Consider the following 22,593-nt stretch of genomic DNA (forward strand, 5'->3'; position numbering starts at 1 on the left):
AGGCGCGCCGTAACACCAGCCTCAGAAGTTATCTAGAGTCACAACTGTCACAGACCCATCACGGCTTGGTCGCGCGAGGGTGCGCAGTTGTACGGCCTTTGCGGGGTGTCGCCGTACTACGCACGCTCGCGGGGGCGTGGTGGGGTGTTAGCGCCTGTCGCTCTGCGCGGTTTCGAGCAGTTCCCGGGCGTGCGCCCGGCCGCTGTCCGAGTCGCCCAGCCCCGCCAGCATCCGCGCCAGCTCGGCGACCCGGTCGTCGTCGGTGACCCGCCGCACCACGCTGGTCCCCTTGGGCCCGGCGCTGTGCACCACCAGGTGCACGTCGGCATATGCGGCGACCTGCGGCAGGTGCGTGACCACGATGACCTGGTGGGTGCGGGCCAGCCGCGCCAGCCGGCGCCCGATCTGTACGGCCGCCCGGCCGCCGACGCCGGCGTCCACCTCGTCGAACACCATCGTGGTGCCGGTCGCCTCTTTACGGGAAGTGGCGAGCACGACTTCCAATGCGAGCATCACGCGGGACAACTCGCCGCCGGAGGCGCTCTTGGCCAGCGGCAGCACCGTCATGCCGCGATGGGCGGCGAAGCCGAACTCGACCTGGTCGATGCCGTCACCGCCGGCGCGGACCAGTTCGCCGGAGGGCAACTCAAGGGTGGCGGGATCGCCCGGGCCGGCCCGCACGGCGGCTGGGACGGCTTCTAGGGCCACGTCGATCGTGAACTCGGCGTCGGCCATCGCCAGCCCGGACAGTTCCGCGGTCAACTCTTTGGCCAGCCGCTTGGCGGCCTTGCGCCGCACCTTGCTGAGATCGACTGCGGCTTCGGATAGTTCGCGGGCCAGATCGTCGACCCGCTTCGCGATCGCCGCCAGTCCCTCCTCGGAGACGTCGATCTGCGCCAGCCGTTCGCGCGACTCCCGCGCCCACTTGAGCACCCCGTCGATGTCGGCGGCGTACTTGCGGGTCAGCGTGCGCAGCTCCGCCTGCCGGGCCAGCTTGGACTCCAGAGCGCTGGCGTCGACCGGCAGCTCGTCCAGGAAGGCACCGAGCTCGTGGGCCGCGTCGGCGACCACCGTGAGCGCCTCGCCGATCTGGCCGGCCAACGCCCGCAACGTCGCGTCGTCGGTCGATTCCAATGCGGCCCTTGCCTTTCCGAGGCCGTCGGTGGCACTTCGGCCGAGCCCGTCCGCGTCGTCGGCCGATAGTGCGGCGCGCGCCGTGGCGGCGGCCTGGCGCAGGCTGTCCAGTTCCGATAGGCGCAGGATGTCGGCGACCAGCGCGTCGTCTTCCCCGGATTGCGGGTCGACGGTGTCGATCTCGTTCAACGCGAACTTCAACCGGTCGGCCTCCTGGGCGAGCTCGCGGGCCCGATCCCGGCGGTCGGTCAGGTCGCGCCGCGCCGTCAGCCAGGCGTCGCGCAGCTTGCGGTACCGCTCCAGTGCCGGACCGGCGCCGGCGAACCGGTCCAGCGCGCCACGCTGCTCCTCGGGACGCATCAGCCGCAGCTGGTCGTTTTGGCCGTGCAGCGTGAGCAGCTCGGTGGTGAAGTCGCCCAGCGACTTCGCGGGCACGCTGCGGCCGCCGAGATACGCGCGGGAGGGCCCGTCGCGGCTGACCGAGCGCAGCGCGATCACGCTGCCGTCCTCGTCGCGCTCGGCGCCCGACGCGTCGAGCATCCGGTCCAGGTGCGCCGCCGCCCTATCATCGAGATCGGTTGTGGTGAAACGACCCTCGACGACCGCGCGATCGGCGCCGGACCGGACCCGGGTGGCGTCGGCGCGGGCCCCGCCGAGCAGGTGCAGACCGGTCACCACCATCGTCTTGCCGGTGCCGGTCTCGCCGGTCAGCACCGTCAGTCCGCGGCCGAACTCCCCCACGGCGGCGCTGATGGCACCCAGCGACTCGATTCTGATTTCGGTCAGCATTCGGTGAGCACCCGGCGAGCGCCGTTACTTCCCGCGCCAACCGGTCACCGGCAACCGGAATTTGCGCACCAGGCGGTCGGTGAACGGCGCGCTGTCCAGCCGCGCCCATCTGACCGGGGTGTCGCAGCGGGTCACCTCGATCCGGCTGCCGGCCGGGATCAGCATCTCGCGGCGGCCATCGCAGAACACCAGGGCGTCGTGACCGCCCGCCTCGGTCTCGATCGCGATGGTGGCCTCGGGGCTGGTGACCATGGGGCGACCGAACAGCGCGTGAGGGTTGTTGGGTACCACCAGGATTGCCTCGAGGTCGGGCCACAGCACCGGGCCGCCTGCCGAGAACGCGTAGGCCGTCGAGCCGGTGGGCGTCGACACCAACACGCCGTCGCAGCCGAACGCGGACACCGGGCGCCCGTCGACCTCGACGACCACCCCGAGCACACCCAGCCGCGGGCCCTTTTCCAGGCTGACTTCGTTGAGCGCCCACCCGTGTTCGACGCGGCCCTTGTTCACCACCGCGACATCCAGCGTCAGGCGATTCTCCACCCGGTAGTCGCGGGCGACGACGTGCTCCAGCACCCGGTCGATGGCCTCCGCCTCGGCCTCGGCCAGGAATCCGATCCGGCCCAGGTTGACGCCCAGCACCGGAATCCCGGCGTTCCGGGCCAGTTCGGCGGCCCGCAGGAAAGTGCCGTCGCCACCCAGCACCAGCACCAGTTCGCAGCCCTCGGCCGCCGACGAGTCGGCATCGACCACTTCGATTTCGACGCCCATGGCCCGCATGTCGTCGGGGGCCAGGTGCAGCGACCCCCGGTCAACCGCCTCGGTGGACAGCACGCGGAGCGCAATTCCGTTGTCGCCCAGCACTTTCTGCACGCGACGCGCGGTCTCGGTCGCCTCGTCGCGGCCGGTGTGGACCACCAGCAGCACGGTACGGTGATCGGTCATTCCGGGCCCTCTTCCACGGCCCGCCTCATCGCGTCCACCAGCCCATCGGCAGATAGCCCCCGATCCGTCTCGGCACGCAACCACAGGAAGTATTCGACATTGCCCGACGGGCCCGGCAGCGGGCTGGCGGTGACGTCGAGGGTCTGCCAGCCCAGCTCCCCGGCGCGCCGCGCGACGGCCAGCACCGCGTCGGCCCGCAAGCCCGGGTCGCGGACGACCCCGCCGGCGCCGACCTGGCCCTTCCCCACTTCAAACTGCGGCTTCACCATGGGAACGATATCCGCGCTCGGCCAAGCGCATCCAATCAGCGCTGGCAACATGCTCGACAGCGAGATGAAAGACAGGTCGGCCACCACCAGGTCGACCGGCCCGCCGATCGCCTCGGGCGTCAGGTCGCGGGCGTTGGTCCGCTCGACGACGGTCACCCGCGGGTCGCAGCGCAGCGACCAGGCCAGCTGGCCGTAGCCCACGTCGGCGGCCACCACTTCGTCGGCGCCCCGGTCCAGCAGCACCTCCGTGAAGCCGCCCGTCGATGCGCCGGCGTCCAGGCAGCGGCGGCCCGCGACGGGTATGCCGAAGGTGTCCAGGGCGCCGATGAGCTTGTGCGCTCCGCGCGACACCCAGCCGCGCTCGCCGTCGTCGGCGACGGTCAGGGCCGCGGTGACCTCGACGGCGGTGCCCGGCTTGCGCGCCGGCAGGCCGTCGATGCTGACCTTGCCGGCCCCGATCAACTCCGCGGCCTGCTGACGAGATCTCGCGAGCCCGCGGCGGACGAGCTCGGCGTCGACGCGGGCGCGCCGTGCCACCGCCGCACTCAGCCCTTCTCCGCCGACTCCAGCGCAGCCAGCAGCACGTCGTGCGCCTCGGAGAGGCGGCGCGCGATCTCCTCGAGCTCGGCGAGAGACGGCTCGTGGTCGGGGTTTTCCGGATCCCCCACCTCGGACAGCTGGACAACCAGGGCGTCAATTTCAGCGCGAAGCTGATCGGGATCGATAGTCATCGCGTACCTACGTTAGTCGCCGTCCACCAAAGACCAGCGCTGCAACGCGTCGCACGCCCGGTCGTCGGCGGCCTCGATGCGCAACGGCTCGGAACCCACGACAGCCCACACCGCGCTGGCGACGGCGCGGACGACCGACAGCCCATCCCCCTCGTCGGCGCCATTGGCGCTGACCGTCACCGCCGTGTCGTCGACCTCGACGTGCCAGCCCGGCTGGGGCCCGACCGCGAGCAGCTCGCCTTCGGCGTGCAGCGAGCGCAGGTCGTGGCCGATGTAGGTGGGCCGGCGGGCGGGGTCGGCGTAGACGGCGTCGCGCGCGGTGCTGACGCCGGTGAGCACCATGAGGCTGGGCAGCCGGGCGGCATTGGCGCCCTCGATGTCGGTGTCCAGCCGGTCGCCGATGACCAGGGGCGCGCGAAACTCGCCCCGGGCCACCGCGTCCTGCAGCAGGCGCGGCGCCGGCTTGCCGGCTACTCGGGGTTCGGCGCCGGTGGCCGCTCGCAGCGCGGCCACGAAGGAACCGTTCCCGGGAAGCAGGCCCCGCTCGGTGGGCAGCGTGGGATCGACGTTGGCCGCCACCCACAGCGCGCCGGCCCGGATGGCCAGGGCGGCCTCGGCGAGCTCCGGCCAGCCGATGGTCGTGGACAGGCCCTGCACGACGGCGACCGGGTTGTCGTCGTAGCGGCGCACCGGGCGCAGCCCGACGGCGGCGATCTCGTTGGCCAACGCGTCGGTGCCCACGATCAGCACGCGGGAGTCCGGGGCCAACTGATCGGCCAGCAGCCGGGCCGCGCTCTGCGCGCTGGTGACGACGTCGGAGCCGGTGGCGGTGAAGCCGAGCTCACGCAGGTGCAGCGCCACCTCGTCGGCGCTGCGCGAGGCGTTGTTGGTCACATACAGCTTGCGGCTGTCCACCTCGTCGAGCGACTGCACCGCGCCCCGGGTGGGCTGAGCGCCGCGAAAGACCGTCCCATCCAGGTCGACCAGCAGGCAATCATATTGTCGGGCAAGGGTTTTCATCTCAGGCCAGCTCGCTGACCCGCTCTTCGGCGTCGGTGACGCCTTCGACGTCGGCGGCCGCCGAGCGCAGGAACCATTGCAGCGCTTCGTCGTTGCGGCCGAGCGCCAGCAGCGTGTCGGCGTAGGCGTAGAACAACCGCGCCGCCGTCGAACCGGTGCGGCTCGGGTCCAGCTGCGGCGTGGACAACAGGGTCAGGGCCTGCTCGAGCTGCCCGAGGTCCGCGCGGGCGCCGGCGGCGACGATGCGCAACTCGTCGGCGTCGTCGCCGGACAGCTGGGCCGCCTCCTCGCCGCGCGCCAGCTCGATCGCCCGTTCCGGACGTCCAAGTCCGCGTTCGCAATCGGCGATCAGCGCGAGCAACGGCGACTTGCTGCCCATCCTGCGGGCGGCGCGCAGCTCGGCCAGCGCCTGGGCCCAGTCGCCGCAGTGGTAGGCGGCGATGCCTACGGCTTCGCGGACCGCGGCGATCCTGCTGGAGCGGGCCCGCGCGGCGCGGGCATGGCTCAGCGCGGCCTCCGGGTCCTCGTCGATCAGCTCGCCGGCGGCGACCAGGTGGCGCGCCACCGCGTCGGCGGTGGCGCGGTCCAGGGTGCTCAGTTCGCGCCGGATTTCGGGCGCCAGCTGCCGGGCCTCCACGCCCGGCGGTATCGGGGGCGCCCCGGTCGCGTCGCCGTGACCGTCCGGGCCGGCGCTGCGCGGCTGCACCGGGCGCGCCCGGCCCGGACCCGACCAGGAGTCGGATGCTGAGCGCGGTCGCCGCTTACCGTCGCGCCCCTGCCTGTCGTCGGCCACCCTGCAAAGGATACGGACCACCGGCGGGGCAGCCGTTCAGTGTGCGGTGACGGCTTTGAGTGGGCGTCCAGGGCGGTAAAACCGCCGCGATCCCGCCCTTATTACGCACCGAAGGCCGTCAGCTCACACTCGGCAGAGCGAGCCCCTAGCCCGGGCCCCGGTCGTTCAGCAGCGGCGCCAGCACCGCGGGGCAATAGGTCGCGATCGCGACGATGGTGAACACGCCCGCCACGTCCTGGGACATTCCGTGGCCGTCGGCGACGGCGGCGATCACCGAGTCGAACGACCCGCCGGGCTGCACCAGCATCGGGCAGACCGACTGGCCCAGCGCCATCGCGGCGTCCGGTTGCGACACCGGGACGCCGGCATTCGTGAGAGCGCGCAGGAACGCGTTGCCCCGCAGGTCGGCGTGGACGGGCGCCGCCAGCGCCGCGGTCAAACCGGCCACGCCCGCGCCCACTCCGACGACCCGCAGCACCCGTGTCGCGCTAGTCACCGTGACCACAGTGGTCGCCGGCGGTCACGTCCGGGGCACGGCGCGATAACGGTTTAGCCGTCCACCCTTTCGATCCCGGCGATGTTGCGTTTGCCGCGGCGCAGCACCAGCCACCGGCCGTGCAGGAAGTCCGAGGGCTGCGGCACCCACTCCTCGCTGTCGATGCGCACGTTGTTGACCGAAACGCCGCCCTCGCCGATGGTGCGCCGCGCGGCCCCCTTGCTGGCCGACAGGCCGCTGGCCACCAGGAGGTCGACGATCCCGTCGGGACTGCCGGGTTTGAGCTCGGCGACCGACGCCTCGCGCAGCGCCGCGGCCAGCGTCGGCTCGTCCAGCCGGTCGAGTTCGCCCTGCCCGAAGAGCGCCCGGCTGGCGTGCTCGACCGCCTCGGTGGCCGCCTCGCCGTGCACCAGCACGGTCAGCTCGCGGGCCAGCCTGCGTTGGGCGGCGCGCTGCTGCGGGCGCTCTTGGGTGGCCCGTTCCAGTTCGGCCAGCTCCTCGGCCGACAGGAACGTGAACCACCGTAGGTACCGGATCACGTCGGCGTCGGCGGTGTTGACGAAGTACTGGTACCAGGCGTACGGGCTAGTCATCCGGGGGTCCAGCCACAGGTTGCCGCCCCCGGTGGACTTGCCGAACTTGGTGCCGTCGGCGGCGGTGACCAGCGGGACCGTCAGAGCGTGCACCGCCGCGCCGAGCTTCTGGCGCACCAGCCGCACCCCTGCGATGATGTTGCCCCACTGGTCCGAGCCGCCGATCTGCAGGCTGCAGCCGTACCGGCGGTGCAATTCGACGTAGTCGTTGGCCTGCAACAGCATGTAGCTGAACTCCGTGTAGGAGATGCCCTCGCCCTCCAGGCGCCGCCGGACGGTGTCGCGGTCCAGCATCACGTTGACCGAGAAGTGCTTGCCGATGTCGCGCAGGAACTCGATCGCCGACAGGGGGCCCGTCCAGTCCAGGTTGTTGACGACGACGGCGCCGGTCGGGGACGCGTCCAAGTCGACGAAGCGCTCCAATTGTCCGCGGATGCGCTCGGTCCATTCCGCGACGGTGCCGGCCTCGTTGAGGGTGCGCTCGCCGACGTCGCGCGGGTCGCCGATCATGCCGGTGGCGCCGCCGGCCAGGACGATCGGACGGTGCCCGGCGCGCTGGAACCGGCGCAGCGCCAGCAGCGGCACCAGGTGGCCCGCGTGCAGGCTGGCCGCGGTGGGGTCGAAGCCGGCGTACACCGTCAGCGGCCCGCGCTGCGCTTCGGCGTCGAGGGCGTCAAGGTCGGTGGACTGCGCTATGAGCCCGCGCCAGCCCAGCTCATCGAGGATCCCGGAAGACATCGCGCACGACTTTAGTCGTTCTCGCCGCCACGATTCGCCCGCGCGCCGCTCTCTAAGGCAAGCTAACTACGTGGCGCATCGTGGCGCTATCGCCTTCCCCGTCAAGCGCACCAACAACGCGGAGCGTCATGGACAACCGATACTGGCCGCTGGTCGTCGTGATCATCATGCTCGCCCTCGGGCTGACGCTGACGGTCGACGACTTCAGGCGGGCCGCCACGCTGCGCAAGCCACTCGTCGTCGCGCTCGCCTGTCAGTCGCTGCTGCTCCCGGCGGTGTGCCTGGTGATCGCCGAGGGCTTTCATCTCGAACCCCATCTGGCGGTCGGGCTCATGCTGATGGCGGCGACCCCCGGCGGGACGATGGCGAACCTCCTGAGCCATCTGTTCAACGGCGACCTGGCGCTCAACCTCACGCTGACCGCGATCAACGCCGTGCTGTCGATCGTGGCCCTGCCCGCGATTCTGGCGGTGGCGATGACCTGGTTTCTCGGTGAAGGGCGGTTCCTCCCGCTGCAGCTGGACAAGTTCCTCGCGGTGATCGGCCTGGTGCTCGTCCCCATCGCGGTCGGGGTGGCAATCCGCCACCGCTTCCCCGAGCTGGCCCGGCGATTGCAGAGACCGGTCAGAATCGCCGCGATCACGCTGCTGGTGCTCGCCGTGCTGGCGGCCATCGCCGGGGGGCGAACGACGCTGTGGCACAACCTCGGCGTGCTGAGCGGAGCCGTCGTGGCGTTCTGCGCGGTGAGCCTGACGGTCGGCTATCTGGCGCCACGCCTGATGCGGCTGGCTCCGCGGCAGGCCGTCGCGGTCAGCCTGGAGGTCGGGATGCACAATGCCGTGGTGGCGATGGGCGTCGCGTTGAGTCCGCAGCTGTTGAATAGCGCCGAAATGGCCACGCCGGCCGCGATATACAGTGCCGTCGCGCCGCTGTTGGCCGTCACGTTCGCCTTCGTCGCGCGCCGCGTGGACCCCGCGTTTCGCGCCGTCTCTCCCGCCGCCGTCTAGTCGCTTGTCCCGGGGGCGGGCGCCCGGGGACTGCGCCGGTATGCCGACACCTCCGGCCGGCCGCCCAGCCACAGCCGCCACGGCCGGTCGGCGGCCTGGCTGACCCCGACGCGCGGACCGGACACGGCGGTCAGCGGGTCGTGCAGTTCCAGGGTCACCGGGCTCGCGGGGTTGAAGAGGTCGATCCCGTTGTCGTCCATGGTGATTCCCAGCGCCGAGCACAGGTTGCCCGGGCCGCGCGCCAGCGCCGCGGTGCGGACCAGCTCACCGCGGCGGGCGCGTGCGACGTCGGTGCCGTCCTCGAGGGCCGCGGCCCGCAGCAGCACGGCGGCGGCGGTCCCGTCGGGCCCGCACGAGACGTTGGCGCAGACGTGGATCCCGTGGCTGCGGTAGGTGTAGAGCCGCCCGGGCGGCCCGAACATCACGGCATTGCGCCCGGACAGGCCGCGGTACGAGTGGGCCGCGGCGTCCGGCCATGGCCCGTCGGGCACCCCGCCGTAGGCCTCGACCTCGACGACGACGGCCCGCACCCCCCGTCCGGTGAGGGTGGCGCCGAGCAATCGATGGGCGGCGGCGACCGGTTCCACCACCAGCCGGTCCGCAACCACCCAACGAACCTACCGGCACCGCGCGCATGGCAGTATCCCGGTTGCCACGTGGCAAAGGAGCCCAAAAACATGCATGCGATCGACCCCGCCGCCACCGCGTGGCTGCTGGCCAGCACCGCACTCGTCCTGCTGATGACCCCCGGCCTCGCCATCTTCTACGGCGGCATGGTCCGCACCACCGGCGTGCTCAACATGATCATGATGAGCTTCATCTCCATCCCCTTGGTCACGGTGGCGTGGTTGCTGGTCGGCTACACGATCGCGTTCTCCGAAGACGGGGCGGGCGGGCTCGTCGGCAACCTCGAACACGTCGGGATGCTCGGCATCGGCCCCGACACGGTCCACGGCACGGTTCCCGAACTGCTGTATGCGACGTTCCAGTTGACGTTCGCGATCATCACGGCCGCCCTGGTCAGCGGCGCGATCGCCGACCGCGCCAAGTTCGCGGCCTGGATGGCGTTCGTCGCGGTATGGGCGATCGTCGTGTATTCGGTTGTCGCGCACTGGGTATGGGGACCGGGCGGCTGGCTGGCCAAGCTGGGCGTGCTGGACTACGCCGGCGGCCTCGTCGTCGAGATCGTCTCCGGCTCCTCCGCTCTGGCCCTGGCGCTGGTGCTCGGGCCGCGCATCGGCTTCAAGAAGGACGCCATGCGGCCGCACAATCTACCGTTCGTCCTGCTCGGGGTGGGCCTGCTGTGGTTCGGCTGGTTCGGGTTCAACGCCGGCTCGGCCCTGGCCGCCAGCGGGACCGCCGCGGCCATCTTCCTCAACACGCTCGTCGCCGGCTCCCTCGGCATGCTCGGCTGGCTCTCGGTCGAACGGGTCCGGGACGGCCGGCCCACGACGTTCGGGGCGGCGTCCGGCGTGGTCGCCGGCCTGGTCGCCATCACCCCGTCGTGCGGAACCGTCAACACGCTCGGCGCGGCCGTCGTGGGGCTGGTGGCCGGTGTCGTGTGCTCGTTCGCGGTGGGCGCGAAATTCCGGTTCAACTACGACGATTCGCTCGACGTGGTCGGCGTGCACTTCGTCGGCGGCGTGGTCGGCGTGTCATTGATCGGGCTGCTCGCTACGGCGGTCATGACGTCGGGCCCGCGGGGCCTCTTCTACGGGGGCGGCTTCGCCCAGCTGGGCAAGCAGACCCTCGCGATCGTCGTGGTCGCGCTGTACGCGTTCACGGTGTCGTACGTCATAGCGAAGGTGATCGACACCGTGATGGGCTTCCGGCTCAGCCCCGAGGACGAGACCACGGGCGTCGACCTTACCCAGCACGCCGAGACCGCCTACGCCGAAGGCGTGCACGGGCATCTGCCGCTGCGCCGGCCCGGACCAAGCCCCGCCCCCTAGGCGCACCCGAGTCGCACCTGGGCCTTGACATCGCCCCGGCAGGGGCAGATATTCATCACATGATGAGTTCATCGAGTGATGAATTACTCCGCGACGGCGGGGAGCCCGCCATCACGATCGAGAACCTGCGCGTCATCCGCGGCAAAAGGCTTGCGGTGCAAGATGTTTCCGTTCGGATCGCCCGGGGCACCATCACCGGCCTGCTGGGGCCGTCGGGATCCGGGAAGACCACGCTGATGCGTTGCATCGTCGGAACCCAGATCGTCGCCGGGGGCACCGTGACGGTGCTCGGCGGCCCGGCCGGGTCGGCCGCGCTGCGACGCCGCGTCGGATACATGCCCCAGGACGCGACCATCTACAACGACTTGAAAGTCATCGACAACATCCGCTACTTCGCCGCGCTGTACGGCGTCGACGGGCACGCCGCCGAGGAGGCCGTCGAGGCGGTTGACCTGCAGGACCAGCGCGGCGCGTACTGCGCCAACCTGTCCGGTGGGCAGCGCGCCCGGGTGTCGTTGGCGTGCGCGCTGGTCGGCCACCCCGACCTGCTGGTCCTCGACGAGCCGACCATCGGGCTCGATCCCGTGCTGCGCTTCGACCTCTGGGATAAGTTCACCCAGCTCGCGAGGGCCGGGACCACGCTGCTGGTGTCCAGCCACGTGATGGACGAGGCCGACCGCTGCGCCGACCTGCTGCTCATGCGCGACGGGCGAGTGCTCGCCCACACCACGCCACACCGACTACGAGAGGACACCGGATGTACGTCGCTGGAGGAAGCGTTCCTGTTCATCATCCGGCGCACCACCGTGCCCGCAGCCGGCTGACGCCGCAGGCCTACGCGGCGACGACGGTCCGGATCCTGCGCCAGCTCGCCGCCGACCGCCGCAGTGTCGCGTTGATCTTGCTGGTGCCGGTCGTGGTGATCACGTTGATGTACTTCATGTTCCAAAACACCCCACACCGCCCGGGCACCCCGGCGCCGTTCAACAACGCCTGCCTGATCATCATTGGCCTTTTCCCGTTTTTCCTGATGTTCGTGCTGACGTCGATAACCATGCAGCGCGAACGCGCCTCGGGAACGCTCGAGCGCATCCTGACCACACCGTTGCGCCGGTTCGACCTCTTGGGCGCTTATGGGACCGCCTTCTCGCTGGCCGCGACCGTGCAGGCCAGCCTGCTGTGCGTGGTGTCTTTTTGGTTCCTCGGCTTCAAGACCGCCGGCAGCCCGGTGTGGGTGGTTTTGGTGGCGATCGTCAACGCCATCCTTGGTGTCGCGCTCGGCCTGTTGTTCAGCGCGTTCGCCCGCACGGAATTCCAGGCCCTACAGTTCATTCCGTTGGTGATCGTGCCGCAGCTGCTGCTGGCCGGCATCATCGTTCCTCGGTCCTTGATGCCGCACTGGCTGCAGTGGATCAGCAACGCCATGCCGGCCAGCTACGCGCTGGAGGCCCTGCAGCAGGTCAACGCTCATCCGGGGCTGACCGGCGTCGCGGTGCGCGACATCATCGCCGTCCTGGCCTTCGCGTTCGCGGCACTGTGCCTGGCGGCGGCGACGCTGCGGCGGCGGACGCCCTAGTGGCGATCGCAAGCGCAGCGCCGGGGGCACTCCCCGGCTCCGCGGGGACCCCACCCGCTTGCGGGGGACCGGGCGCTGGGGGTACCCCCGCGGAGCTGGGGGACGGGTCGCCACGGAGGGTCCTAGCGTGACGGCCACCAACACCGGGCGCAGGCGGCCCGGGCGACCGGCCGGGGTCTCCGACACCCGCAACCGCATCCTGGCCAGTGCCCGAGACCTGTTCGCCCGCAAGGGGATTCGCAACACGTCGATTCGCGCGGTGGCCGCGGCGGCGGGCGTCGACTCGGCACTCGTGCATCACTATTTCGGCACCAAGGAAAAGCTGTTCGCCGCGGCGGTCCACATCCCGATCGACCCGATGGACATCATCGGCCCGCTGCGTGACGTGCCGATCGAGGAGATCGGCTACCGGCTGCCGTCGATGTTGTTGCCGCTGTGGGATTCCGAGCTGGGCACGGGGTTCATCGCGGCGCTGCGGTCGGTCCTGGCCGGCTCGGAGATCAACCTCTTTCGCACGTTCATCGAGGACATCATCGCGGTGGAGGTGGGTCCGCGCGTCGACGATCCGCCGGGCAGCGGTGTCATCCGCATCCAGTTCGTCGCGTCGCAGCTGGTGGGCGTGGTGATGGCGCGTTACATCCTGGGATTGGAGCCGTTCGCCTCCCTGCCGGCCGAGCAGATCGCGCGGACCATCGCGCCCAACCTGCAGCGCTACCTCACCGGGGATCTGCCGGACGGGCTCGTTCCATGAGCCGGGCGTGCTCGTCGTCGTCGACGTCACGGGCCTCCTCGATCAGCAGCACCGGGATGCCGTCCTCGATGCGGTAGGCGCGCCGCAGCCGGGGGTTGTAGAGCAATTCACCATCGCCCGGGTCTATCAAAAGCAGCGGGCCCCGGTCGGCCGGGCAGACAAGGATGGCGAGCAGGGCGTCGTCGAGCATCACTGCCCGCCGCTCAGCCCGGACCGCACCCCGGGTGTCAGCCTGCGGAACTCGTCGCTGCCGGCGTCGAAGTACCACGCCTGGCGTCCCGGCTTGGGAATCCCGGCCGCGCGCAGGGCGCTGACGGTGGGCCGGTAGGTCGCGCTCAGCGTCATCTCCGGGCACACATGCACGATGTCGGGCCCGAGTCCGACGGGGATCTTCGCGACGGCCTCGGTCAGGTCGGCCGCGGTGATGGTGGCCCCCGGCAGCAGCGTCACCGCCGACACCGCCGCCTGCTCGTCGCCGACCGGTACGTTGTAGGTCACCGCGAGGTCGACGCCGTTGATACAGCCCAACGCGTCGGTGACCGCTTCGGCATAGACCAGCCCGCGCGCGGTGTGGACCACCGACCCGCGCCGGCCCATCAGCCAATAGTCGCCGTCGCCGTCGCGGCGGAACAGGTATTCGGTCGAAATCCAGGTGTCGCCCGCGGCGAAGACTCCGCGTTTGACGGACGCGCTCGGGTCGATCGGCCCGTTGGACTGCGCGAGCAGCACCCCGACCTCGTTGGGCGCGGCGACCTGGACGAAGCCCCGGTCGTCCTCCAGAATCAGGTCGTGCTCGGCGTCGTACGCACCGAGCTCGATGCGACCGGCGCCCGGCAGGGGTCGGCCCTTGCTGCCGATCTTGGCGCCGGACACGTTGGCCAGCACCGCCTGTCCGTCGGTGGTGGCGAAGAACTCGACGACGCGAGCCGGGACGAACGCGTCGACGACGCGCCCCCAGAGTCCCGTCGGCATGCCGGACCCGATGAACAGGCGAACCGGATGGTTGCCGTGCAGCACGAACGCGGGATCGTCGACGACCTCGCGCAACATGGCCCACGTGTAGGACACCACCGTCACGCCGTACTGACGCACCTCCTGGACGAAGCGGTCCGGGCGCAGGCCGCGCGACAGCGCGATGCGGGTGCCGCCGACGACCGCGCCCCCCAGGCTGACCAGCAGGGCCGACTCGTGGTGCAGCGGCGTCAGGCAGTACACGGTGTCGCGGCGGTCCAGCGCGGCGGTGGAGGCGGTCCCGAAGGCCGAGACCGCCCAGCGGTAGTTGGTGATCTGCTTGGCGACCAGCTCGCCGCCGGCGGCGTTGAACGCGATGAACGCCAGGTCGCGGGCCAGCCCCGGGTTGGGGCGGTACCACGCGGGCAGCTCGACGGTGTCCGGGTCGATCTGCTCCATGTCGATGACGTCGGAGTCGTGGGGCAGGTGCAGGTCTCGTGCCTCGCCGCCGCCCAGCACCAGGATCTGCCCCGGCAGGTCTCGCGCCGCGTCGAGGTTGGTCGGATCGGTGAGGATCTCGGTCACGCCGCCGAGGCGGACCGACGCGACCAGGTCGGCGTCCGGGCGCATCACCACGGCGACGGCACCCAGCCGGGACAGGGCGGCGATGGCGACGAGCGCGCTGGGTCGCGTCTCCATCAAGACGCCGACGCGGTCGCCCTGCCGCACCCCGACCTCGATCAGCCCGCGGACGACGTTGTCGACGCGGCGGTTGACGGCCTCGTAGGTGTGCACGCGGCCGTCGAACAACAGGAACTCGCCCTGCGGGGCGTCGTGCGCCTGCTCGTCGATGATGCGGCCCAGCGAGATGCGGGTGTGGTCGTTGATCTGTCCCAGCCGGACCAGTCGCGGCAGCGTCCGCACCGTCTCCACGGCCAGGGTGCGCATCGACTTGTTGGCCGCGACGACGGCGTTGGCCGTGCCGCGCACCGCACCCAGCGCCGCCTCGGAGACCTCTCCGAGGCCGTGTGTGATCCGGGAGCTGAACGCGACACCGCTGGCGGTGTGTTCGATCGGCTGGTCGGCCATCAGGTCGATGCCATTGGGCTTATCGCCACCGGTGGACAGCCATTGCACCCAGGCCGCGACGGTGGGCCAGCTCTCCCGCGCCGCTTTGGATCCCACGACCAAACCGAAATGGCCTGTGCGGACCAGGCGTTCGTAGACTTCGGCGTTCGGCGCCGCCCGCCTGATCCCGCGCACCGAGGCCGGTTGACCGATGTCGTCCACCTCGCCGACGAAGGCCAGCACCGGGCAGGTGATGTCGGTGAGCGTGACCATCTGACCGCTGATGGCGAAACCGCCGGTCATCATGCGGTTGTGCGCGATGAACTGCTTGAGCAGCTCGGAGATCGCCGGGCCCGACCACGCGATCCAGCCTTCGCGCTCGAGGAACCTGCGCTGTTGCTCGCGCGGCAGCAGCGCCTCGCGGTCGTGGAGCTGACGCACGAAGTCGACCCGGGCCTTGGCCGTCTTGAGCGGATCGAGCATCTGAAAACCGGCACGCGCCAACCAGCCCGGGATGTCCAGCCGGCTGAAGACGTGATCGGCCATGAAGTTTGCGGCGGGCGCGGCGAAGTTCGCCGGGATGCCCATGGGCAAGGCGGCCAGGGTGTCCACCGGCGAGCCGAACGTCACGATGCTGGCGATGTTCTTCGAACGCCGGTACGCCGCGGCCTGGTAGCAGAACATCCCGCCCTGCGAATAGCCGACCAGGTGCACGTCGCTGCCCGTTACGTCCTTGACCGTGTCGATCGCCTGGCTGAGCGCGACGATGTGGTCGGCCAGGTTGCGGCGCATGCCGCCTTCCACCTTGTCGGGCGAGCCGAAGTCGATGACCCAGGGATCGAGCCCGCCGGCGTGCAGGATCCCCACCGCCCCGTCTTCGCGGGTGACGTCCCACATGTCGGCCGACATCATCATCGGGTGCACCATCAGCACGGGCGGGCCCACCGGCGCGTGCCCGGGCCGGCTGTCCGGCGGGAAATACCGGCGCAGCTTGTACATCGGGACGCTCTCGACGATCTGGAACGGAGACGGGACGCTGCCGGTTTCCAAACCCCCCAGTCGCAAGACCTCGAGCCCGTTTTGCGCCGTGGCGACCAGGCGCTCGACCGGCCGCGTGACCATCGAAAAATTGAGATCCACCGCCGCTCCCTGACTCTTGACAGCTCCGCCATCATGGCACATCGGCGCGCCCGGCGGTTTCGGTCAGGCTGTTAGCCGCAGCGTTGGATCGGCCCGGCTCCGTGGCGGTCAGGGTGCTCGCCGAATTAGTCGGGCCCGTAAATTTTCGCGGCGCCCGACGTGGCTTTACAGCTCCCCGAAACCCATGGGGCCGACGTCCGCCATTCGACGCAGCCGCTTCGCCATCCGGCGATCCTCCCGCGCGAACTTGCGGTGGTGAGCCGCGTGTTGCCGGTACTCATCGCTCGCGAGGCTGTTGTGTTCGGCCGCCTCGTCGTAGGCGTTCGCCGTTCGCTCGTGGCTGTCCGCGGAATTGTCCAGGCTTTTGGCTGCGGATCGCTGAGCCGCCCTGGCCAGTAGCCACGCGCGCTCGGCCCGTTGTCCGGTGCGGAATGCGTCCACCGCCGCCCACACTTGGAGATCGGGTTCAGCCTGGAGTCCGTTATCTGGTCTCACCATGCTCCAGTCCTTTCTGGCCGCAGGATTGACCCGGTTGGCGCGGCTGAAACGCGTTGAGGTCGACGATTCCGCGCCCGGCACGCGACCGGCACCGAGAAGCGACGACTTGCGTTGTGCCCCAGGGCGATACGCATGACCGCGGCACTATGACGAATTCGATGGTTAACTGCGGTCAATCGGGGTATTTAACCCAGGCGCATGGTTCGCGACGCATGCCCGCATGCTGTCAGGACCACCTCGGTTGAAACACGCAGCTGGGCGCTTGACCGGTCCTCTGGGCAGCCATCTCGACTCGTCGTTGTCACCGGTGTCGTCGGGGTGGGCTGCCGGCGCTTGTCTCCTTGCGGAAATGAGGTGGCCCCATGAGCACGACGGCGGCCCGTTCTACGGCCTCCCCGGACGAGGCTCTCAACGCGATTTCGGGTGCCCTGCAAGCACTTCGCCAACGAATTCAAGCCGGTCCCGTGCTGCCCGGCAGACGTCAGGGAAGGGAAACGAAATGTTGCTGCTAGGCAACGGCGGACGGCGCAAGGGAGGCGGCCGGGCCGAACATCTGGCCGAGCGGGCGCTGTACGACGTCGCGCACGGTCGCTTCGAACGGTCGCTGTCCGGCCTTACGGCGATGGCGGCCCTCGTCACGACGGCCGAAATCTACTTCGAGCACTACAAGGCCAGCTTCGGCAACAAATGGATGTGGAGCCCGATCGTGGTGACCCCGCCGGTGGTCGTCGCCGGCATCGGCGGGGTGTTCTCGCGGCGCTGGGCCAAGCTCTGGCTGCCGATCACCGCCGGCATCTACACGGCCAACGGCCTGATGGGCGAGTACCTGCACGCCCGCGGCGTCGCGCGCAAGCCGGGCGGCTGGAAGAACGCGTCCTACAACGTGCCGATGGGCCCGCCGATCGCGGCGCCCGGGTTGATGTGCATGGTCGGCGGGATGGGGCTGCTGGCCTCGGTGCTGCGCCGCGAACGGTTCCGCCGATAGCGAGTATCGAAATGGCCGACACCTCCCGCCCCGACCACCTGCCCAACCTGCGCGCCGATCGCCAGCCCCCGCACCCGTCGTGGCTTCCGAAGCAGCGCCGCGGCATCACGCCCCAAATGATCGGGCGCTACCCGGATTTCGACGTGCTGGACACCGCCGGCTCGTGGGACGACGCCACCCGGAAGGTGGTGCTGGCCCGGCTGGAACCGCCCGGCCCGCTGCGGTTTTTCACCGAGGATGAGGAGCCCTGCCTGCGCGCGTTCTGTGACACGGTGCTGGCGCAGGATAGCGAGCCGCGGGTGCCGACGACCGAATCGGTCGACTCCAAGCTCGCCGACGGGCGCCTCGACGGCTACCAGTACGCGGACATGCCCGACGACCGCGACACCTGGCGGCTGGTGCTGCGCGCACTCGACGAGACCGCCGCCCGGCGCTACGGCGCGGCCTCGTTCGCCGCCGCCGAGCCCGCCACCCGCGAAGCGATCGTCGATCAGTTCTCGCAGGGTCAGCTGGAGGACGGGACCTGGGAGCGCCTGAACGTCAAGCGCGCCTGGTCGGTGTGCATGCGAATGACCTTGTCCGGCTTCTACTCCCACCCCTGGGCGTGGAACGAGATCGGGTTCGGCGGCCCCGCCTACCCGCGCGGGTTCATGCGCCTGGGCGGCGCCACCGGGCCGGCCGCGGCGCGCGAACCGTTCGAGACCCGCGGCGCCACCGACGAGGATCCCGTCCGGGTCGTGCAGGAGGGTGAGATCTGATGGGGGACTTCCTCCGCGGCCTCCTCAAGGGGGCGGTCGGGCCCAAGGACAACGACTCGCGGTTCCTGCTCGACGTGCATTCCCGCGACCTGCCCGGCGAGAAGACCATGCGCCGTTACCGCGCCGACGACGAGGTCGACCTGGTCGTCGTCGGCGCCGGCGCCGGCGGCTCGGTGCTCGCACAACGGCTGGCGCGCGCCGGGTGGCGGGTGGTGATCCTCGAGGCCGGCCCGTTCTGGCACCCCGACGAGGACTGGGTCTCCGACGAGGCCGGCTCGCATGCCCTGTACTGGACGCAGAAGCGCATCATCGGCGGCGCGGACCCGATCGAGCTGGGCAAGAACAACTCCGGGCGCGGCGTCGGCGGCTCGATGGTCCACTACGCCGGCTATTGCCCGCGGTTCCACCCCAGCGACTTCGCGACCCGCACCCTCGACGGGGTCGGCGCGGACTGGCCCATCCGCTACGAAGACGTGCTGCCCCACTACGAGCGCGTCGAGCTCGAGTTGCCGGTGGCCGGCCAGAACTGGCCGTGGGGCCATCCGCATCGATATCCCTTTGCCCCCCATCCCATTTCGGGTGCGGCCGCCAAGCTGTGGGAGGGCGCGCTGAAGCTCGGCATCGAGATGCGCGTCGGGCCCGTCGGCATCGTCAACGGCACCTTCGGCAACCGCCCGCACTGCATCTACCGGGGCTACTGCCTGCAGGGCTGCAAGGTCAACGCCAAGGCCAGCCCGTACGTCACGCACCTGCCCGACGCGCTGGCCCACGCCGTGGAGATCCGCGCCAACTGCATGGCCGCCCGCGTCGACCTCGACCAGAGCGGCGCCGCCCGGGGCGTCGTCTACTACGACGAGGTTGGCGGCACCGAGCGCCTGCAGCGTGCCAAAGCGGTTGCGGTGGCAGGGTATTCCATCGAAACCCCGCGGCTGCTGCTGAACTCGGTCAGCGACCGCTTCCCGAACGGGCTGGGCAACAACGACGATCAGGTCGGGCGCTACGTGATGGTGCAGGGCGCCACGCAGTCCGCGGGCCGGTGGTCCGAGGAGGTCCGGATGTACAAGGCCCCTCCCCCGGAGGTGTCCTCCGAACAGTTCTACGAGACCGACCCCGCCCGTGGGTTCGCCCGCGGCTTCTCCATCCAGACCGTGTCGCCCATGCCCATCGGCTGGGCCGAACACGTGATGGCCGACGGGCACTGGGGCCGCGCGCTGCGCGAGTACATGCGCGACTACAACCACTGGGCGACCATCGGCGTGCTCAACGAGCTGCTGCCGCGGCCGGAAAACCGGGTCACGCTGGCCGACGAAGCCGACCCGTACGGCATCCCGGTGGCCCGGTTCGACTACACGCTTTGCGACAACGACAAGGCCAACATGGCCTACTCCACCAAGGTGATAGGCGACATCCTGCACGCCGCCGACGCCCAGGATGTGCTCACCATCGAGCGCTTCGCCCACCTGATCGGCGGCGCGCGCATGGGGACCGGCCCGGAGAATTCGGTGGTCGACTCCGACCACCGGGTGTGGGGTGTGCCGAACCTGTTTCTCGCCGACGGCTCGGTCTGCCCGACGCAGGGCTCGGCCAATCCGGCGCTGACGATCATGGCGCTGGCCTCGCGGCTGGCCGAACGGATGGCGACCGGGAAGATCAGCGCCCGGGCGCCCGGCGGCAGCCGTCCGGTTCGGTCCGAGGCGGCGGCCCGTGGCTGAGCGGACGGCCGTCGTCGATGCGGACTTTTCACCGCGGGTGCTACGCGAGTACGCGCTGCTGGCCGACGGCGAACGGGGCGCGTTGATCGGTCCCGAGGGCGACCTGGCGTGGCTGTGCGCGCCGCGCTGGGACTCCGACGCCGTCTTCGCCAACCTCATCGGCGGCGACGGGGTGTACGCGATCACCCCGACTGATCTGCGGCACGTGTGGGGCGGCTACTACGAGCCGGGCAGCCTGATCTGGCGCAACCGCTGGATCACCCGTGACGGCATCGTGGAATGCCGTGAGGCGCTGGCCTTTCCGGGCGACCCCGATCGGGTGGTGCTACTGCGTCGGCTGATGGGCTGCCAGGGAACCGGGCGCGTGCGCGTGCTGTTGCGGCCGAGCGCGGAATTCGGTCGTCACGGCGCGGGAAAGCTCAGCCTCGACGACGGGGTATGGAGCGGCCGATCGGGGCGGCTGCGCTGGAGGTGGTCGGGCGGCGACGACGCGCGCACCGCGCGTTGCTCCCGTGACCGCGATGAGCTTCTCACCTGCGAGATCACCATCGACGAGGGCCGGCACCACGACCTCGTGCTGGAGTTGTCCGAGCACGAACTGCCCGACCGGCCGCCCGACCCCGACACCACCTGGGACGCCACCGAGGCCGCCTGGCAGCGCAGCATGCCCGAGCTCAACTGCACCATCGCCCCTCGCGACGGGCGGCACTCCTATGCGGTGCTGCGCGGGCTGACCAGCAGCGGCGGCGGCATGGTCGCGGCCGCGACGATGAGCCTGCCCGAACGCGCGCACACCAACCAGAACTACGACTACCGCTACGCCTGGATCCGCGACCAGGTGTACGCCGGCATGGCCGCGGCGGCCGTGGGAGCAACCGAGCTGCTCGACCGGGCGGTGGAATTCGTCGGTGGCCGGCTGCTCGACGAGGGCCCAAAGCTCAAGCCCGCCTACACCGTCAGCGGCGCCCCCGTCCCCAGCGAACAAACGCTCGACCTGCCCGGCTACCCGGGCGGCACGGACAAGATCGGCAATTGGGTCAACCAGCAGTTCCAGCTCGACGTCTTCGGCGAGTCGCTGCAGCTGCTGGCCAGAGCCGCCGCCGCCGATCGGCTCGACGCGGACGGCTGGCGCGCCGCCCAGACCGCCATCGCCGCAATCGAAAAGCGCTGGGGCGAACCGGATGCGGGAATCTGGGAACTCGAAGAAGAGTACTGGACGCAGTCGCGACTGGCGTGTGTGGCCGGGCTGCGCGCCATCGCCAGGGTGGCCGGCGGCGGCGCGGAGGTTTCCTCCTCCGCCTCGTTGGCCGACGCGATCCTCGCCGACACCGCGGCCAAGAGCCTGCACCCACAGGACGGCTACTGGCAACGCCGCCCGGGGATTTCGGGAGTCGACGCGTCGCTGCTGCTGCCCCCGGTGCGCGGCGCCCTGCCGGCCGACGACCCGCGCACCCGCGCCACCCTGGACGCCGTCCGCGCACAACTCACCCACGACGGGTTCGTGTACCGCTTCCGGCACGACGAGCGCGCCCTCGGCGATGCCGAGGGAGCCTTCCTGCTCTGCGGATTCATGATGGCCCTGGCGGAACACCAACTGGGCCATGCCCACTGCGCGATGCGCTGGTTCGAACGCAACCGCGCCGCCTGCGGGCCGCCCGGGCTGTTCTGCGAGGAATACGACGTCAGGCAGCGGCAGCTGCGCGGCAACCTGCCGCAGGCGTTCGCGCACGCCCTTCTCCTCGAATGCACGGCCACCCTGGCCGAGGACGCCGTCCATCACGACTGAACCGCAAGACGAAAGGCAGACGCTATGACACAGAACGTGGTGATCACCGGGGCCAGCGCCGGCATCGGCCGCGCCACCGCCCAGTTGTTCGGACAACGCGGCGCCAACGTCACCCTGCTCGCCCGCGGCGCGGCCGGGCTGGAAGGCGCGGCCCGCGACGTCGAGGCCGGTGGCGGCAAGGCGCTGGCCATCCCGACCGACGTGGCCGACTGCTCGGCCGTCGAGGCCGCCGCCGACGAGGCCGAATTCGCCTTCGGCCCCATCGACACCTGGGTCAACGTCGCGTTCACCTCCGTGTTCGCGCCGTTCTGGGAGATATCCGCCGAGGAATTCAAGCGCGTGACCGAGGTGACCTACCTCGGCTACGTGCACGGCACCATGGCGGCTCTGGCCAAGATGCGCCCGCGCGACCGCGGCACCATCGTGCAGGTCGGCTCCGCGCTCAGCGAGCGGTCCATCCCCCTGCAGTCGGCCTACTGCGGCGCCAAGCACGCGACCAACGGCTTCACCGAATCGGTGCGCTGCGAGCTGCTGCACGAGGGGTCGAACGTGCGGATCACCGTGGTGCAGATGCCGGCGGTCAACACCCCGCAGTTCTCCTGGGTGCTGTCGCGGCTGCCCCGGCATCCGCAGCCGGTGCCGCCGATCTATCAGCCGGAGGTGGCGGCCCGGGGCGTCGTGTATGCAGCGGATCATCCTGGGCGCAAACAGTATTGGGTTGGTGACAGCACCGCGGTCACCCTCCTCGCGCAGAAGTTCGTCGCGCCGCTGCTGGATCGCTACCTCGGCCGCACCGGATTCGACTCGCAGCAGACCGACGAACGCGTGAACGGCCGGCAGCCGGCCAACCTGTGGCAGCCGGTCGATCAGGAGCCCGGCAGCGACCACGGCGCCCACGGCG

The 22,593-nt window shown here is 70.5% G+C and carries 22 protein-coding genes; 10 read left to right on the forward strand and 12 right to left on the reverse strand.

Annotated features, from left to right (window positions below):
* Positions 1-147 precede the first annotated feature (147 nt).
* The 8 genes from recN to tyrS all read right to left on the reverse strand — a co-directional run bounded on the left by recN (position 148) and on the right by tyrS (position 7,508).
* Positions 148-1,923 carry a DNA repair protein RecN gene (gene recN / locus VMD50_RS01350; protein ID WP_325424099.1) on the reverse strand — a complete coding sequence of 592 codons (1,776 nt, stop codon included), beginning with the start codon at positions 1,921-1,923 and terminating at the stop codon, positions 148-150.
* A 24-nt stretch (positions 1,924-1,947) separates the two neighbouring features.
* Positions 1,948-2,868, reverse strand: coding sequence for an NAD kinase (locus VMD50_RS01355; protein ID WP_325424100.1), 921 nt, complete (start codon positions 2,866-2,868; stop codon positions 1,948-1,950).
* Positions 2,865-3,674: a TlyA family RNA methyltransferase gene (locus VMD50_RS01360; protein WP_325424102.1), complete on the reverse strand. Its 810-nt coding sequence runs from the start codon at positions 3,672-3,674 to the stop codon at positions 2,865-2,867. The genes VMD50_RS01355 and VMD50_RS01360 overlap by 4 nt, the downstream gene beginning before the upstream one ends.
* An 8-nt stretch (positions 3,675-3,682) precedes the next feature.
* A complete protein-coding gene (locus tag VMD50_RS01365) occupies positions 3,683-3,868 on the reverse strand; it encodes a hypothetical protein (RefSeq protein WP_325424104.1) in 186 nt (61 codons plus the stop codon).
* A 12-nt stretch (positions 3,869-3,880) separates the two neighbouring features.
* Complete coding sequence (locus tag VMD50_RS01370; protein WP_325424106.1) at positions 3,881-4,888, reverse strand: HAD-IIA family hydrolase; 1,008 nt, start codon at positions 4,886-4,888, stop codon at positions 3,881-3,883.
* Position 4,889: 1 nt separating this feature from the next.
* A complete protein-coding gene (locus tag VMD50_RS01375) occupies positions 4,890-5,681 on the reverse strand; it encodes a tetratricopeptide repeat protein (RefSeq protein ID WP_325424108.1) in 792 nt (263 codons plus the stop codon).
* A 145-nt stretch (positions 5,682-5,826) separates the two neighbouring features.
* The gene (locus VMD50_RS01380) at positions 5,827-6,186 is read right to left on the reverse strand and encodes a DUF732 domain-containing protein (RefSeq protein ID WP_414685969.1); all 360 of its coding nucleotides are present in this window, start codon (positions 6,184-6,186) and stop codon (positions 5,827-5,829) included.
* Positions 6,187-6,230: 44 nt separating this feature from the next.
* Positions 6,231-7,508 carry a tyrosine--tRNA ligase gene (gene tyrS, locus VMD50_RS01385; RefSeq protein ID WP_325424112.1) on the reverse strand — a complete coding sequence of 426 codons (1,278 nt, stop codon included), beginning with the start codon at positions 7,506-7,508 and terminating at the stop codon, positions 6,231-6,233.
* Positions 7,509-7,636: 128 nt separating this feature from the next.
* Between tyrS and VMD50_RS01390 the strand changes: the two genes are divergently transcribed.
* Positions 7,637-8,515 carry a bile acid:sodium symporter family protein gene (locus VMD50_RS01390; protein WP_325424114.1) on the forward strand — a complete coding sequence of 293 codons (879 nt, stop codon included), beginning with the start codon at positions 7,637-7,639 and terminating at the stop codon, positions 8,513-8,515.
* Here the strand turns inward: VMD50_RS01390 and VMD50_RS01395 are convergent.
* Positions 8,512-9,123, reverse strand: a complete 612-nt coding sequence (locus VMD50_RS01395; RefSeq protein WP_325424116.1) for a DNA-3-methyladenine glycosylase — start codon at positions 9,121-9,123, stop codon at positions 8,512-8,514. The two genes, VMD50_RS01390 and VMD50_RS01395, sit on opposite strands and share 4 nt — an antisense overlap.
* A gap of 69 nt (positions 9,124-9,192) precedes the next feature.
* On the opposite strand from VMD50_RS01395, the gene VMD50_RS01400 reads away from it, so the two are divergent.
* The 4 genes from VMD50_RS01400 (at position 9,193) to VMD50_RS01415 (ending at position 12,794) form a co-directional block, all read left to right on the forward strand.
* Positions 9,193-10,467, forward strand: a complete 1,275-nt coding sequence (locus tag VMD50_RS01400) for an ammonium transporter (protein WP_325424118.1) — start codon at positions 9,193-9,195, stop codon at positions 10,465-10,467.
* A 59-nt stretch (positions 10,468-10,526) separates the two neighbouring features.
* Positions 10,527-11,291, forward strand: a complete 765-nt coding sequence (locus VMD50_RS01405) for an ABC transporter ATP-binding protein (RefSeq protein ID WP_325424120.1) — start codon at positions 10,527-10,529, stop codon at positions 11,289-11,291.
* Complete coding sequence (locus VMD50_RS01410; protein WP_325424122.1) at positions 11,225-12,043, forward strand: ABC transporter permease; 819 nt, start codon at positions 11,225-11,227, stop codon at positions 12,041-12,043. The genes VMD50_RS01405 and VMD50_RS01410 overlap by 67 nt, the downstream gene beginning before the upstream one ends.
* 127 nt (positions 12,044-12,170) lie before the next feature.
* Positions 12,171-12,794, forward strand: a complete 624-nt coding sequence (locus VMD50_RS01415; protein WP_325424124.1) for a TetR/AcrR family transcriptional regulator — start codon at positions 12,171-12,173, stop codon at positions 12,792-12,794.
* Here the strand turns inward: VMD50_RS01415 and VMD50_RS01420 are convergent.
* From VMD50_RS01420 to VMD50_RS01430, 3 genes are all read right to left on the reverse strand, one after another.
* Complete coding sequence (locus VMD50_RS01420) at positions 12,760-12,984, reverse strand: Trm112 family protein (protein ID WP_325424126.1); 225 nt, start codon at positions 12,982-12,984, stop codon at positions 12,760-12,762. The genes VMD50_RS01415 and VMD50_RS01420 overlap by 35 nt on opposite strands.
* Positions 12,984-15,995: an acyl-CoA synthetase gene (locus VMD50_RS01425; RefSeq protein WP_325424128.1), complete on the reverse strand. Its 3,012-nt coding sequence runs from the start codon at positions 15,993-15,995 to the stop codon at positions 12,984-12,986. The genes VMD50_RS01420 and VMD50_RS01425 overlap by 1 nt, the downstream gene beginning before the upstream one ends.
* A 123-nt stretch (positions 15,996-16,118) precedes the next feature.
* A complete protein-coding gene (locus VMD50_RS01430; RefSeq protein WP_325424130.1) occupies positions 16,119-16,451 on the reverse strand; it encodes a hypothetical protein in 333 nt (110 codons plus the stop codon).
* Between the two features lie 499 nt (positions 16,452-16,950).
* Here VMD50_RS01430 and VMD50_RS01435 point away from each other — a divergent pair, with 499 nt between their 5' ends.
* The 5 genes from VMD50_RS01435 to VMD50_RS01455 form a co-directional block, all read left to right on the forward strand.
* On the forward strand, positions 16,951-17,436 hold the full coding sequence (locus VMD50_RS01435; protein ID WP_325424132.1) for a hypothetical protein: 486 nt from the start codon (positions 16,951-16,953) through the stop codon (positions 17,434-17,436).
* 11 nt (positions 17,437-17,447) lie between these two features.
* A complete protein-coding gene (locus VMD50_RS01440; RefSeq protein WP_325424134.1) occupies positions 17,448-18,194 on the forward strand; it encodes a gluconate 2-dehydrogenase subunit 3 family protein in 747 nt (248 codons plus the stop codon).
* On the forward strand, positions 18,194-19,906 hold the full coding sequence (locus VMD50_RS01445; RefSeq protein ID WP_325424136.1) for a GMC family oxidoreductase: 1,713 nt from the start codon (positions 18,194-18,196) through the stop codon (positions 19,904-19,906). Before VMD50_RS01440 ends, VMD50_RS01445 begins: the two co-directional genes overlap by 1 nt.
* The gene (locus VMD50_RS01450) at positions 19,899-21,692 is read left to right on the forward strand and encodes a glycoside hydrolase family 15 protein (RefSeq protein WP_325424137.1); all 1,794 of its coding nucleotides are present in this window, start codon (positions 19,899-19,901) and stop codon (positions 21,690-21,692) included. Before VMD50_RS01445 ends, VMD50_RS01450 begins: the two co-directional genes overlap by 8 nt.
* A 24-nt stretch (positions 21,693-21,716) precedes the next feature.
* On the forward strand, positions 21,717-22,593 hold an 877-nt coding region (locus VMD50_RS01455), incomplete at its 3' end, for an SDR family oxidoreductase (protein WP_325424139.1).

The sequence above is a fragment of the Mycobacterium sp. genome (assembly GCF_035506235.1).
Lineage (GTDB): Bacteria > Actinomycetota > Actinomycetes > Mycobacteriales > Mycobacteriaceae > Mycobacterium.